Source organism: Peptostreptococcus porci (assembly GCF_009695815.1).
Classification (GTDB): domain Bacteria; phylum Bacillota; class Clostridia; order Peptostreptococcales; family Peptostreptococcaceae; genus Peptostreptococcus; species Peptostreptococcus porci.
Genome location: NZ_VUNE01000005.1, coordinates 114,141 through 127,877 on the forward strand (window position 1 = coordinate 114,141; position 13,737 = coordinate 127,877).

Sequence of the window (13,737 nt, forward strand, 5' to 3'; positions counted from 1 at the left end):
ATTTTAATTTTTATATATTAATATCTGCTATTATAGTTTTGTCACATGCATCGTGTTATTTTATTACACATATTCATTAATATGGTTTACCTCTTTAGAAAAAGATAATAAACGTTCAAGTCTATCCTTCAATCCATTTTCTCTCACAGAAAAATAATCTTCTCTCAATTTTAAAGCTTCATCTATACTAGAATATTTAGTGAAAATTTTTGTGGCTTCAGAAATATCTAATTCAATTTCATATTCCTGGCTACAGCTATCTTCTACAAATAAAATCCCTGATTTATTCACCAGCTTAAATACCTTATCATTATTAGTTAGATATTCATCATTAATCTTTATTAGAATACTCTCTTCGTCTGAGCTTTTTCTTATAATAAATCCACAATCATTAATATATTTCTTAAAATCAATAATCCTAGCCATCATAAAAGGTTTAATCTCAAACGTAGCATCCTTTGGATTATCCAACAAAAATCTGAGTGGATCATCAATTTTGCTCATCATTTCTACTCTTTTGCACTGTGTATTATGATTAAATACAAACTTTAAAATAGATTTGTACGACGTAATATCTATTGAATAAATTTCTCTGATTGTGAACACTCCACCTGAAATCGAGTAGACGATATAGCCGGATGGTATTCCATTAATATAGTTAATATATATGTTTCCGTCATCCGCACCCATCTCTTCAATCAAATCAAGAAAATAGGCTTCATCTCTTAAAGCAAATCCATTATAATCAGATACAGCCGAACTATAAATATTTTTCAATTCAGAAGCATCTTTTGCCGTTGCCTTTTTAAAGTTGCCAACATATCTGAATTTTTTGAGTTCAAAAATATCCACACTATTTAAAATCATATCATAACAGTTTGAAAATCCAAATTTAGTATATAGTCTAAAATCAATCGGCATCAAAATGCTAATGCTCTGTCCTCTTCTCAGCATTTCCTTCAATGATTCCATCATCATATCGTTCATGATTCCCCTACCTCTTGCTTCCGGTAAAGTGGAAACACCAACCACATATGAAGTATTAAATTTCTTACCATTCATCAATATATCATGCTGATTCAGATGAATAGAAGAAATAAGCCTATCTCCATCCTTTGATACCATTACGTTGTTATGATTAAACTTCTTATCAAAGTAGAAATTAACATAAGCCTCACTATCCTCAAAGCAGTATTTCCAGATATCTTTTACCTGATTGATTTCTTCTTTTTTACATAATCTAATTTCCATATGACACCTCGTGACTATATTTCTCTTACCGTATATTTTTCAACGAACCTTTCTGGATAATATGAAAGCTTTGCCTTTCTCAAACCAGGAACTCCCATATCTTCTTCTCTGTTTACCCATTTTACATCTGGGAATATATCAGACACAAACATTTTATTGATATATGGATACAATCCTCTAATGTCTGCATTCGCTTTTTCTATATGAATTAACGCCATATCGCCATTTATCTTTTCACCCATACTGAAAGCCTGTAGCTTTCCATCAATAAAGATACCATATATTTTTAACCTATCTTTAATTTTATCATAATTATCGAAAAGCTTCTTCATGCCGATGTACTCATCGTCTATGCTGTTTTCAAAATCTTCATCTCCATTTTTTGTCTCATTCCATTCGTTCAACAAGCTAAAACAGGCTGAAAAATCTTCTTCATTCAGAAGCCTTCTCTCAATTCTACCTTCATATTCTTTTGTAAAGAAGTTTATATGATTTCTCTTACCACTCAACTTTCTACCCTTCAAAGTTCTCATCTTTTCAGCATCGTACACATAATCAAATATATCTCTTTCCTCAATGTAGTCAAACTTGCCTGGATAAAGCTCCTTTAGCATTGCCACAACACTTGAATCAATACCTCTAAAATATACCTTATTTTTATCGGTATCAAACCAATTTATTGCATACTCTATTGCTTCTGGAATCTTTTCCTTTGGTGCCAATGGTAATATCGAGAATATTTCTCCTTCATGCTCACCTACCAAAACGGCAAAGCCATCTCCAATATGGTAACAAGTCTTATACGCATGCTGCCACATAAACAATGTATTAAAACAGTACTCACAGGCCTCATAATCGACCATCTCAAAATACTTATCTAATACCTCCTTTGATTCTATATTTATTTCTTTAAATTCCATTATTACATCTCCCTGTTATTATATCAAATAAATTATTAAAATTTTAAAAATCTAGTTCATTTTTACTATCATTTTGACTATATTCATATAATTATGATATACCCTTTTTTATAAAAAGTAAACCAAAAAGTTACGATTTAATAGGAGACAACGTTTTTTATGAAAAAAATTCTCAAATATATAATTGTTATTGCTATATTAATATTTACGACCTCTTGTTCAAAAGATAGAGCACTTGAGGTTCATGTTATTGATGTTGATCAAGGAGATTCCACATTGATTATTACACCTGACAAAAAGTCTATTTTGATAGATGCAGGCGAAGATATTTATGCAAGAAATGTAATAAGAGAACTGAAAATTTCAGGTGTTAATCAAATTGATATTATCGTTGCAACTCATTTTGATAAGGACCATATAGGAGGAATGGATAAAATAATAAACACTTTTAAGATTTCTAATGTTTTTGTGCCTCCAGGTGTTGTATCACATCAGGACTACTATGAATTTATCGGCTCGTGTAAAAATAAAGGTATAAAACCATCTGTAATTAACAATTTTGTCAGTTTCAAACTCGGAGCAGAAACAACAATTGATTTTTTGTCACCAATATATAGTGATATAAAATACGAAATTGAGTCCGAAATAACAGACTCTGAAGAAATAAATAAAAACTCAATAGTATTTTCATTAAGATGCTTAGGACACAAGCTGATTTTTACAGGCGATATTGATTCAGAAGTAGAGGATAGTATTTTAAATTTATATAACCTAGAAAATACCTCTTTTTTAAAGGTAGCTCATCATGGAAGCAAATCATCTACCTCTGAAAATTTTATCAAGGAGTTGACTCCTAAAATATCGTCAATATCTTGTGGATATGGGAATAGATATGGTCACCCACATAAAGAAACCTTAAACACATTAAACAAATATAAATCAAGGATATACAGAACTGATATAAATGGAAACATGACATTCTATTTTACTGACAAAGGCATTTACTCCAAAGAAAAATATGAATAACCGCTTAACCAATGGCATTAATGTATATAAATCCATTTGATTAGTTTGATTAGTTTTTTTAATATATTTTAATAAATGTAGCCACTTAATATGTTTTTTTAATTAAAGCTAGTTATTTGATTTGGTTTGTTTAATTATTGTGACAACTTAATTTGCTTTTTTCGATATATGTTATTACTTGATTAGCTCTCTTACTATATATGAAGTTATAATCAATCCAGCAGCAGATGGAACAAATGATACACTGCCATTTACTCTCTTTTTTTTACCATCAGCTTCATCAACACCTGTTTCTGATGGTTTTTCTTTGGAATAAACTACGGTTAGCTTCCTTATTCCCATTTTTTTTGACTCTCTTCGTATTATTTTTGCCAATGGACACATTTCAGTTTTATAAATATCCGAAATTTCAATTTTTGTAGGATCTAGCTTATTACCCATTCCCATTGAACTAATCAACCTTAATTTTTTGTTATCACATTCTTTTATTAATGCTAATTTTGATTTTACCATATCTATCGCATCAACAACAAAGTCGTAATCTTGGCACAAAAAATCAGAGCAATTTTCTTCTGTCAATAGAGCGCATACTTTCCTTATATTTAAATTTGGATTGATATCAAGTGCCCGTTCATACATTACATCTACTTTATTTTTTCCAACACTAGAGTTTAAAGCGATAATCTGCCTATTGATATTTGTCTCATCTACTTTATCAAAATCGACAATAGTTATATTGCCCACTCCTGCTCTTATTAGTGATTCTACCACGAAACCACCTACTCCACCTACTCCAAATACTAGGATATTGGCATCTCTTAACTTATCTATAGCCTCGCTTCCAACGACTATTTCAGTCCTCTGCTTAAAATCATTTCTTATCATCGGTTAGCCCTTTCTTTTTAATGCTAGTTCTTCTATTTTCAAGTCTAAATTTGAATCTACAAACTATTTTATAAACATATTTAATATCTGTCAACCAACCACAATTCTTTTTTTTATTATTTCATTATTTAAATTGAAAATTTTTAAGAATATATGTATAATTAAGTTATATAAAATCAAAATAATTATAGGAGGCAATTTTATATGAAAAATAATCAATATGATGATGAAATCGTTGGCAACTCATTTTTATCAAATAAAAAAATCATCTATCCAATCATCGGAATACTAATTGTTATCTGTATTGTCGGTGGATTTTTTATAAAGAAAAAAATGGATATATCATCACTTGAAAAAAAGGCAGAAAGCTTTATTGGTGCTGAGGAATACTCTGAAGCAAAAAAAATTTATGAGGAATTATACACAAAAACTGGAAGTGTTGATTACAAAACTAAGGGTAAACAACTTGATATCCTAGATGAAAGCAAAAAGAATTTAGAGCAAGCAAAAAGTTATCAAGATGAGGGTGAGTTAGTTAAGGCTTTAATCATGTACAAGAAAGTTCCTATGGAAGACCAAAAGAACTACGAAACGGCATCTGAACAGATTGATTTTGTAAAAAAAGACATTATAAAAAAAGCTAATATGATGATAGAATCAGGCAATAAGTCGATGGCTTCATCATTATTATCTGATTATCTATCAATTGTTAGCGACGATAAGAGTGCTCTTGACCTTATGAAAAAAGTGTCTGGAAAATCAGAACAGGAAATTAAACAAGTCGTTGTTACAAGAGATATTACTGTCCAATCTCAGCCTGTTCATAATCCAAGTGGTATAGTTGGTACATACCAGACAATAACTTCTGGAGAGGCTAATGTAAGATCAGGTCCAAGCAAATCATCCCCAGTCATCGGATCAATATCTAGGGGAAGCAGTGTATATATTTACGATATATATGTTGAATCAGCATATAGAACCTGGTGTAAAACTGATGCTGGATGGATTTCGTACAATACTATGAATGGTTCTATAAGATAAAATTGGTTGTATTTTTTTAGGCTGCCCCAAAAGCCCCAAGTTAAGCTATACAAAACTCATAAAGAGAGCACAAATAAAAATACACGCTACACATTCATTTCCATACATGGAGAATGTGGGCGTGTGTTTTATTTAGGGCTCTTATGAGTCAGCCCCATTTCTTTCTTTATTGTACTTTTTTTCCGCATTCCTTGCTGCACCAAGAGCACCAGCAAATCTTCCATACTCAGATGTATTTACAGGTATTCTTATCTTTTTAGAAACTGAATCAGCAAAATACTTATTTGAGCTCAATCCACCTGTCAAAATAACATATTCAGAATTCGCAAACTTTCCAAATAGTTGTGCTACTTTTCCGGCTACAGAATCTACAACCCCTGCAGCAATATCTTTTCTACTTCGACCTTCGCCGATATAATTGATAATTTCCGACTCTGCAAAAACTGTACAAAGAGAGCTGATAGGCAATATCTGTCCAGTCATCGCCATATTAAACAGATCGTTAATGTCCACTCCGAGTCTATTTGCCATTATCTCAACAAACTTCCCTGTTCCAGCAGAACACTTGTCATTCATCAAAAAATCCGTTACAATACCGTTTTCTATTTTGATAATTTTTGTATCCTGACCACCAATATCAATAATTGTACAGTCTTTGCCTGCAATTTCATATCCGCCCAATCCATGACAAGTTATTTCTGTAACAACATAATCTGCAAAATCTACTGCAACCCTTCCATATCCCGTTGCTCCCACTATAACATCATTCGATTCAACATCAATATTGTCGTTTAATAAAGCATCTTTAATTATTTTGGCAGTTTCTTTACTACTCCAACCTGTCGGCATAACAAATTCACTTGATACATCTCCTCTCACAACAACCTTTGAAGCAGTAGAGCCTATATCAATTCCTACGAAAATCATAGTAGTACCTCCACTAACAATATCTATCTCTATTTGGATTTATATCCTTTTCAATGGAATCAATGGATAAAATATCGACATTATTTTCCTCAATGACTTTTTTTACCTTTTCAAGCTCACTTTCGTCTATCATCAAAGAGATTCCACAGCACTTCGATAGCGATCTTGGAGTAGGTGAAATTGTTGCTTTCAATCCACTCGCTCTCAGTAGCTTATGAAGCCTTAAGCCATTTTCATGATTTTCAAACAAAATATAGAATATTCTATCCATTTCTTCCTCCATTAATTTATCAATTATTTTTAAAACAATTATACTTTATGTATCTTGTCTTAAATCTATTACATCGAAACTATTTCTTTAACTTAATAAATAAAAAACTTTATCATTATTCTCCAAGCATTTCAATAAATGCACCTATTCTAGTTCTTAATTGCTGCACATCTGAATCAGTGTAATCAGTTTCAATTCCAAGAACAGGAATACCAGCATCTTTTAGCGCTCTTTCAACAATAAATCCTTCTGTATCGTATAAATTACAGAATTTCAAGTTTACGTCTATTACACCATCCACGTCATATTCCTTGCAAAGTCTGATTATATCGTCAATTCTAGCATTGTTTGGTGTGAAGCAAGCACAGTTGATTCCCATGTATCTTTCAGCCAATGCATCAACCTGTTCCTCTAATGTTTCCTTTGATTCATCAACAAGGTTTTCAAAGTATCTAGTACCTGTACACATTTCTTCACAAACTACAGCACCGCCTGAAGTTTCAACGATGTTATGTAGTTTCCAATTCGGTATTGCCAATGGAGTTCCTGCAATCAAAATTCTCTTTGTTCCAGCTGGGAATACACTTACATTGTCTTTTACTCTTTGGTCAAGTTCATCACAAAGCGCATTTGTCATCTGTGCAAATCTTGTTGGATCATCATAAAAAGCAATTTGAGAGATTAATAAGCAGTCTTTACCAGAAATTGGAATATTTTTATTCTTTCTGAATTCACTCAATCTTGCAAGTGCCCTTCTTTTATCATTTATCAGCTTTATTGATGATTTTAGAGATTCACTATCGACTTTGTTTCCTGTAAATTCTTCTACTGTAGCTTTCAAAGTCATTATTTCTTCAGCCCATGCCTTGTAGTCTTTTCTTCTTTTCATTTGTGGTAGATCCATAACGTGCATTGGAACGTCTTCACCAAGAATTTCCCACGCTTTTTTCTTTCCATCGCAAGTAGTTTCACCTATGTACATATCGGCTATTCTAAAAAATGGACAGGTTCTATCAAGCCTTGCCCCAACAGATGCCTTAATAAGTGGACATGTATTTGTAGGAAGAACCTTTTCTCCACCTGGAACCCAAAACTGTGAGCCACCACAAAGACCAGTCGCTATTGCATCTGCACCAAATATTATTTCGTCTGGAACAAATATACAAAACGTACCAAAAACTTTTTTACCATTTTTCTGAGCCTCAATCAATTCTGCAGGTCTCACACCGTGAATTTCTGAAACAACGAAATCATAGTATCCCATATTTTCCGGTCTATTTTCTTGTGATAAATAAACATCTGTGAAAGCCACTGGTAAAACATCACATAGCACATCGTGAGTTTCTAAATCCATACCAAGACTTTTCCACATTTCTCTGTAATCTGCCATAAAACTATCCCCCTTAAACGTTTAATAAATTAGGATAAGAAAACATTCTCATCAGATTTATATTAACATATAAGGGGGTAAAAATAAATAAATCTAAATCATTCTACATATTCATATTTTCTATTATTACAAACTATTAAATAGGTATTATCTATATATTTTATTTTTAGTCTTACAACTGGAAGAAAAATCAATATCTATATTGAGATACAAGATATCTCACAGCATCAACAACCTTATCAACTTCTTCTTTAGTATTAAAAAAACCAACTGAAAATCTTACTCCTCCATCTGGAAATGTATATATATTCCTATGAGTTTCATGTGAGCAATGAATACCAACTCTTGTCTGCACTCCATAATCACTATCTAAAAAGAAACTGATTGTTGACATATCACATCCATCTATATTTAACAGACAGAAAGATCCTTCGCCTTTCACCATTGCACCATTTATTTTTGATAATTCGTCTCTCAAATATCTACCTATTAAGTGTTTCTTTTCAACAATGCTTTTTACACCTATAAAATCAATATAGTCTATTGCACTGCTAACTCCAATTATAGATGCTATATTAAGTGTTCCCACCTCGAACTTATCCGGTGAAGAAAGAGGCATTTCATCAGAATCAGATTTACTCCCAGTACCACCAAAAACAGTTGGGACAATATCTCCAATTATTTTTTTTGATAAAATACTAATACCCAGCCCTTCGGATGACATAAGCCCAATGTGTGGTGATAATATAAATGCATCCGCATATATTTCAGAGAAATCAATTATATTCTCACAGACAGATTGCACAATATCTAAAATCAAAATCACATTCTTCTCTGTACATTTTTTTGATAGTTTTTTTAATTTATCAATTTCCATAAACATTTCACCTGTAACATTGTTTGTCACAGTAATGTATATTGCCTTAGCCTTACCATTACCAAACGTGTGCTCATCGCAAATATAATCATATATTTCTTTTGATGATAATTGCTTAATTACTGCGCCTTTGTTTTTTAGATTATATATAATCCTTGATGCTGAATTATGATTACTCTGTCCGGTTATCAATATATCACCATCAAAAATCAAACCAGAAAGAATTTGATTTGACGAATATGTTGCTGAGGGTGTAAATATACACTCATATTCACTTGATATACTGAAAAAATTCATGATTTTTTCTCTTATATCAATTACTTTACCTAGTAATTCATAAGATTTGATAAATGTGCCTCTATTAATACTATAAGAATAATTATCGATATATTTCATCATTTCTGATGCAACTCCAGGTGCTTTTGGAAAACAAGTCGACGCATTATCCATATATATTTCCGAAAAAATATGGTTACTTGAAGCATCATGACTATTTGAAGCTGTAATATTGTTCAGACTAATGCCATTATCAAAAATCATTTTGTCATCTGAAAATTCAGATCTAATTGAATTTAGTTCAATCAGAGTATGGTATTCTCCATTTTCTCCACAGTAATCAATATCATAATTTGAAAATTCCTCAATAATCTGAGGCGTCAATAATCGTCCTACAAAAGACTCATCCAATTTTAATGTATTCACTTTTGTTATTCTTGCCAAAAATCTTGTATTAAAAAAATCATTTAATATGTCCAATCTATTCGCAAATAACAATGGATGAATACATTCCAATCCAGCGTTATCACATCTATCTTTATTCCACTTTAAATGTTTTTCGATATCTATGTCTCCAAAAATACAGAATTGTGCACCTATTTTTTTTGCAATTCTAAGTGAATTTTCAAACCGTAATTCATAGTTATCTATTTTTGAATCAGTAAACAAAACATCACATTTTAAGATTTTCGAAACTTCTATAAAGTACTCCTTCTCTATTGAATGAGTCCAAGATACGTCTTCGTTTTCGACAGTTGAAACAATCAAAGCAACAAGCCTATGACCTCTATCAAGCATTTTTTTTATAGCTAAAATAGAATCTTTTCCACCACTGAAGGATGCGGCAAACTCCATAAAAATCACCTCCACATCATCTAATTACTACTGCATATTTTTTTATACCATATATTTGTTCAAATTTTTTCTCATCTACCCAATATCCGTCTTTGCCACCAAAAGCCGGATCTACAACATGTATTTGCCCCTTGCTATATCCATCCATCAGCATAACATGAGCATTGTCTACTGCATTTTTTCCCCAGAAATAATCATGATACTTTGGTGATTTAAATTCTGCAGTTCCAAAAAAAACTACTGGATTACCCAATCTTATCTCTTGCTTTAATTTTCCAAGTGATGCACCAGAGATATCTTGAACATTACCGTAATTTTGCCCCCACTTTGCCATTGGTTTTGGAAGAATAGATTGATATACACCTTTAACATATTTGAACGGTGTAGAAGCAAAACCATGATTTGGATTATTATCTTTTGCAATCGGCATTTCTCTTAGAAAAACATCAATATTTTTGTTAAGGGCATAGCCTTTTAGGTGAAGTCCCATCAATAACGAGGATGCTTCACACCCCATAGGAGCGTTTGCCTCATACTGGTCTATTTTTTTTGCACCTAAAATTATTTTCTCTTCTAAATTAGATACTACATAGTTTGTATTGTCTAAATTTTTTAATTCATTTTCTACTTTTTTAGAAACTGAATTTTCTCCACCTACTATAAAAATTTTCTTAATACCGTTATTAATTAGAAACATTTTTGTGTTTGCATCAAGTTTTTGTGGGTTTGTAAGAAGAATAACACCATTCTCAAAATATGCAACACTTCCAGATGCCAACGCATCTGGATATTCTGTGCCATTTACAATAATAGCAGATTCGATTCTGTTAGACATTAATAATTTTTGTGAATTTGCAATTTCAACTGCAGTTTTATATCTATCTTCACCAGAAATTCTACCAAATACTATCCTTCCATCATATTGATGATCTTGAATACCCCTATTATTAAGAGCTGAAAGACTAATCGTTTCAGCTCTAGATTTAAAATCTTTAGGAACTGAATTAATACCACCGACTATTACACCAAAGTTTTTGTCTGAATTCTTGTAAAACTTTTTATAATTACCTAATTTCATCATATTAGTTCGTAATAGAGAAGATGTATACGGTATTGAAGAAAGTAAATCTGGAAACTTACTATCATCAATCAAAATAGTACTATTTGTTATTTCTTCTAAATCAATAGCCTTATTACTGAAATTTAATATATTAAAAATCTCATCATTTATTAACTCTAAAGTATCTGACCACCCATTTGATGAATTTCCAGAAAAAAACTTTATTTCAAATGGTAAATTGCCATCGAATTCTCTCATTGGAAAATCACCAATAACATAAAGCTTTTTTATCCCAATATCACTTAACTGTTCAGCCTTATCTTGTGTAATACCTTGATTCATATTTATTACATATAAAGGAGCTCTCAAAGATGATGCCATATAACTACCATATAGTGATGACCTAAAATCTACTCCATTAACAATAATTGCATATTCTGAATTATAATTATATTTATATCTATCATTTACTTTTGAAGCTGTTTCATATCTATCTTCACCGGCAATTCTATATAATGATATATCTGCTTTAGAATCTACGCAAAATGATACTATAAATGTAAGAGATAAAAATAAACCTTTAATGAAATTTTTTCTAATAAAATTGACTAACATTTTTGCCTCCAAAATATTTTTGATTGATATTGATTTATTAAATCAACTATACTTTACCATAAATTCTATTAGAATGTAAATATAATAGCAAAATAAACACAAAAATATTTAAAAATAAAAAAACTACGACAAAGTCGTAGATAAAAAACTATTGGCGGGAATGCGTGAGAATCGAACTCACCCAAGAGGCTACTAACCCCTCATACTAGTTTTGAAGACTAGAGGGCACACCAGCACCCATTCACTCCCGAATACCTATTAATAGTACCATAGTTTGTTAAAAAAATCAAGATAATTTATCTATAAATATCATATCAATATATAGAAAATATCTATATTAAATAGTAATTAGTATAATCGAAATTATTCTATACTCTCCAGTCTATTGCATCCTTCCCCAAAGAACCGAGTATGTCATTTATCTTCTTAAAGTGATTGCAACCAAAAAAACCTCTATGAGCAGATAACGGACTCGGATGAGGAGCTTCAAGCACAAAGTGTTTTTTCGTATCAATAAATTGTTTTTTACTTCTGGCATTTGCACCCCACAATACAAATATTACTGGCTCTTCTCTCCTGTTCAATATTTTTATTATCTCATCAGTAAAAATCTCCCACCCCATATTCTTGTGTGAATTCGCTTGATGTGCCCTTACAGTAAGAACTGTATTTAACAGTAATACCCCTTGTTTCGACCAAGATTCCAAATATCCACTACTCGGAATATCATAACCATATTCATCCTTTATCTCTTTATAAATATTAAGTAATGATGGTGGTGTTTTTATACCCGGTTTCACAGAAAATGCTAAGCCATGAGCTTGTCCGATGTCATGATATGGATCCTGTCCCAAAATTAATACCTTCGTATCTTTATATGAAGTCAACTTCAAGGCATTGAAAATATCATACATATTTGGAAAAATTTCTCTGCTTCTATACTCCGCCTTTAAAAACTCTCTCAATTTAAGATAGTACTCTTTTTTAAACTCGTCTTTTAGTATTTCATCCCAATCATTATCTAAATGAACCATAGCCCCTCCTACTTTACCTCAATATCATTATCTGATTCACTACTTTCTCCAACGATTTTCACATTTACTTTGTGAGGCAGGCATACAATACTCTGCCCAGGTTTAGAAATGAAGCCTGTTTTTATACAAACTTGATCAGGACAGTTTGCCTCAATCATTTCAACACCATTATTATGAACTTTTATTATATTTTTACCACTATTATCAAGTGTAATAGTCGTATCTTTGTTAATTGGTAACTCTTTATATAATTTATCTCCCACATATATCTGTACTGTCGAAGCCGGACTGGAATTTAAACTCCTATTGACGAGAATAGATGAAATTATTGCTATGGCTACCACAAAAATAACTATAATATCCTTTTTTTTCATTTTATACCCTCATTCTAAAAAAAGACTGAATCATTGACTCAGTCCTTTGATTTTTATTTTTTTTCAGTTTCTGATGTCACACTACCAAGTATACCATTAATATATTTGTATGAATTATCATCACAATATTTTTTTGCCAAATCGACAGCAACATTACAAGCAACCTTATTCGGTATATCAATCATATACGCTATTTCTGCAATGGCGATTCTCAAAATTGAAACGTCAACCGCTGGCAATGTTTCAACACTCCAATTTCTCGCATATTTATTAATGTATAAATCTATTTCATCAATATTATCTTCAATAGCATCAGAAATATTCATTAAATAACCACCATCCAAAGTCAATTCTCTAAAATTTTCAAGCTGGTCTATCTCTTTACCACCTTTTTCATAGTAAAGCTCCAAAACATCTTCTTCTATCTTTGGTACAAATTCACAAAAATCATTGAAAATATTCTGCCATGCTTCTTTTGAAATAGCTTTTTGGTATAAATATTTCATGAAGATTTCTCTAGAAACCATTCTCTGTATTATCGAATCTCTCGGATTACTCATTTTCTTTTTTATCTCTTTCCTTTTTTGTTCCTATACTATCAACATTAATGTTCACCTGTGAAACCTTTAATCCAGCCATTGTTTCTACAGCGTTGATAATATTTTCTTGGACCTTATAGCAAACCTCTGGGATTATCTCCCCAAATTTAACGGATAAGTCAACGTCTATTATAGCCATATCATCTTCTATATTAACTTTTATTCCATGATTTTTAAAAAGCTTATCCGTAAATGATGTCGATTTATCTATTCCTTCAATTTCTAAAGCGGCAAAACCGGCAATAGTTTGTATTACATCGTTTGATATTTTAACTTGACCTAAATTTTCCATATCACACCTCCATACTTCTTCTTTTACAATAATACCAAAATAAC

14 protein-coding genes and 1 tRNA gene are annotated in these 13,737 nt (G+C 31.4%); 2 read left to right on the forward strand and 13 right to left on the reverse strand.

Annotation, left to right across the window (positions count from 1 at the left end; translation table 11 throughout):
- Positions 1-63 precede the first annotated feature (63 nt).
- Complete coding sequence (locus FYJ71_RS09215; protein ID WP_154538579.1) at positions 64-1,251, reverse strand: GNAT family N-acetyltransferase; 1,188 nt, start codon at positions 1,249-1,251, stop codon at positions 64-66.
- 14 nt (positions 1,252-1,265) lie between these two features.
- The gene (locus FYJ71_RS09220; protein ID WP_154538580.1) at positions 1,266-2,171 is read right to left on the reverse strand and encodes a DUF2156 domain-containing protein; all 906 of its coding nucleotides are present in this window, start codon (positions 2,169-2,171) and stop codon (positions 1,266-1,268) included.
- Positions 2,172-2,330: 159 nt separating this feature from the next.
- Here FYJ71_RS09220 and FYJ71_RS09225 point away from each other — a divergent pair, with 159 nt between their 5' ends.
- Positions 2,331-3,197, forward strand: coding sequence for a ComEC/Rec2 family competence protein (locus tag FYJ71_RS09225; RefSeq protein WP_154538581.1), 867 nt, complete (start codon positions 2,331-2,333; stop codon positions 3,195-3,197).
- Between the two features lie 174 nt (positions 3,198-3,371).
- Here the strand turns inward: FYJ71_RS09225 and FYJ71_RS09230 are convergent, their stop codons facing one another.
- Positions 3,372-4,079 (reverse strand): tRNA threonylcarbamoyladenosine dehydratase, encoded by a 708-nt coding sequence (locus FYJ71_RS09230; RefSeq protein WP_321131147.1) that lies wholly within the window; start codon positions 4,077-4,079, stop codon positions 3,372-3,374.
- Positions 4,080-4,286: 207 nt separating this feature from the next.
- On the opposite strand from FYJ71_RS09230, the gene FYJ71_RS09235 reads away from it, so the two are divergent.
- Entirely contained in the window at positions 4,287-5,123 is an 837-nt protein-coding gene (locus FYJ71_RS09235) for an SH3 domain-containing protein (RefSeq protein WP_154538583.1), read from the forward strand.
- 141 nt (positions 5,124-5,264) lie between these two features.
- Here the strand turns inward: FYJ71_RS09235 and FYJ71_RS09240 are convergent, their stop codons facing one another.
- The 10 genes from FYJ71_RS09240 to FYJ71_RS09285 form a co-directional block, all read right to left on the reverse strand.
- Positions 5,265-6,050, reverse strand: coding sequence for an acyl-CoA dehydratase activase (locus FYJ71_RS09240; protein WP_154538584.1), 786 nt, complete (start codon positions 6,048-6,050; stop codon positions 5,265-5,267).
- Positions 6,051-6,063: 13 nt separating this feature from the next.
- Complete coding sequence (locus FYJ71_RS09245) at positions 6,064-6,321, reverse strand: DUF3343 domain-containing protein (RefSeq protein WP_154538585.1); 258 nt, start codon at positions 6,319-6,321, stop codon at positions 6,064-6,066.
- 115 nt (positions 6,322-6,436) lie between these two features.
- On the reverse strand, positions 6,437-7,711 hold the full coding sequence (locus FYJ71_RS09250) for a double-cubane-cluster-containing anaerobic reductase (protein WP_154538586.1): 1,275 nt from the start codon (positions 7,709-7,711) through the stop codon (positions 6,437-6,439).
- A gap of 190 nt (positions 7,712-7,901) precedes the next feature.
- Positions 7,902-9,719, reverse strand: a complete 1,818-nt coding sequence (locus tag FYJ71_RS09255; RefSeq protein ID WP_154538587.1) for an aminotransferase class V-fold PLP-dependent enzyme — start codon at positions 9,717-9,719, stop codon at positions 7,902-7,904.
- Between the two features lie 16 nt (positions 9,720-9,735).
- A complete protein-coding gene (locus FYJ71_RS09260) occupies positions 9,736-11,394 on the reverse strand; it encodes a cell wall-binding repeat-containing protein (protein ID WP_154538588.1) in 1,659 nt (552 codons plus the stop codon).
- Between the two features lie 152 nt (positions 11,395-11,546).
- Positions 11,547-11,643 (reverse strand) — tRNA-Sec (locus FYJ71_RS09265).
- A 119-nt stretch (positions 11,644-11,762) separates the two neighbouring features.
- A complete protein-coding gene (locus tag FYJ71_RS09270) occupies positions 11,763-12,428 on the reverse strand; it encodes a uracil-DNA glycosylase (protein ID WP_154538589.1) in 666 nt (221 codons plus the stop codon).
- An 8-nt stretch (positions 12,429-12,436) separates the two neighbouring features.
- Positions 12,437-12,802 (reverse strand): NusG domain II-containing protein, encoded by a 366-nt coding sequence (locus FYJ71_RS09275; protein WP_154538590.1) that lies wholly within the window; start codon positions 12,800-12,802, stop codon positions 12,437-12,439.
- A gap of 53 nt (positions 12,803-12,855) precedes the next feature.
- Entirely contained in the window at positions 12,856-13,362 is a 507-nt protein-coding gene (nusB, locus tag FYJ71_RS09280) for a transcription antitermination factor NusB (protein WP_154538591.1), read from the reverse strand.
- Positions 13,355-13,693, reverse strand: coding sequence for an Asp23/Gls24 family envelope stress response protein (locus FYJ71_RS09285; RefSeq protein WP_154538592.1), 339 nt, complete (start codon positions 13,691-13,693; stop codon positions 13,355-13,357). Before FYJ71_RS09285 ends, nusB begins: the two co-directional genes overlap by 8 nt.
- Between the last annotated feature and the right edge of the window lie 44 nt (positions 13,694-13,737).

Bases quoted from the DNA above. Each gene is read 5' to 3' on its own strand.
- FYJ71_RS09215 (WP_154538579.1), bottom strand. From the start codon at position 1,251: ATGGAAATTAGATTATGTAAAAAAGAAGAAATCAATCAGGTAAAAGAT.
- FYJ71_RS09220 (WP_154538580.1), bottom strand. From the start codon at position 2,171: ATGGAATTTAAAGAAATAAATATAGAATCAAAGGAGGTATTAGATAAG.
- FYJ71_RS09225 (WP_154538581.1), top strand. From the start codon at position 2,331: ATGAAAAAAATTCTCAAATATATAATTGTTATTGCTATATTAATATTT.
- FYJ71_RS09235 (WP_154538583.1), top strand. From the start codon at position 4,287: ATGAAAAATAATCAATATGATGATGAAATCGTTGGCAACTCATTTTTA.
- FYJ71_RS09240 (WP_154538584.1), bottom strand. From the start codon at position 6,050: ATGATTTTCGTAGGAATTGATATAGGCTCTACTGCTTCAAAGGTTGTT.
- FYJ71_RS09245 (WP_154538585.1), bottom strand. From the start codon at position 6,321: ATGGATAGAATATTCTATATTTTGTTTGAAAATCATGAAAATGGCTTA.
- FYJ71_RS09250 (WP_154538586.1), bottom strand. From the start codon at position 7,711: ATGGCAGATTACAGAGAAATGTGGAAAAGTCTTGGTATGGATTTAGAA.
- FYJ71_RS09255 (WP_154538587.1), bottom strand. From the start codon at position 9,719: ATGGAGTTTGCCGCATCCTTCAGTGGTGGAAAAGATTCTATTTTAGCT.
- FYJ71_RS09260 (WP_154538588.1), bottom strand. From the start codon at position 11,394: ATGTTAGTCAATTTTATTAGAAAAAATTTCATTAAAGGTTTATTTTTA.
- FYJ71_RS09270 (WP_154538589.1), bottom strand. From the start codon at position 12,428: ATGGTTCATTTAGATAATGATTGGGATGAAATACTAAAAGACGAGTTT.
- FYJ71_RS09275 (WP_154538590.1), bottom strand. From the start codon at position 12,802: ATGAAAAAAAAGGATATTATAGTTATTTTTGTGGTAGCCATAGCAATA.
- nusB (WP_154538591.1), bottom strand. From the start codon at position 13,362: ATGAGTAATCCGAGAGATTCGATAATACAGAGAATGGTTTCTAGAGAA.
- FYJ71_RS09285 (WP_154538592.1), bottom strand. From the start codon at position 13,693: ATGGAAAATTTAGGTCAAGTTAAAATATCAAACGATGTAATACAAACT.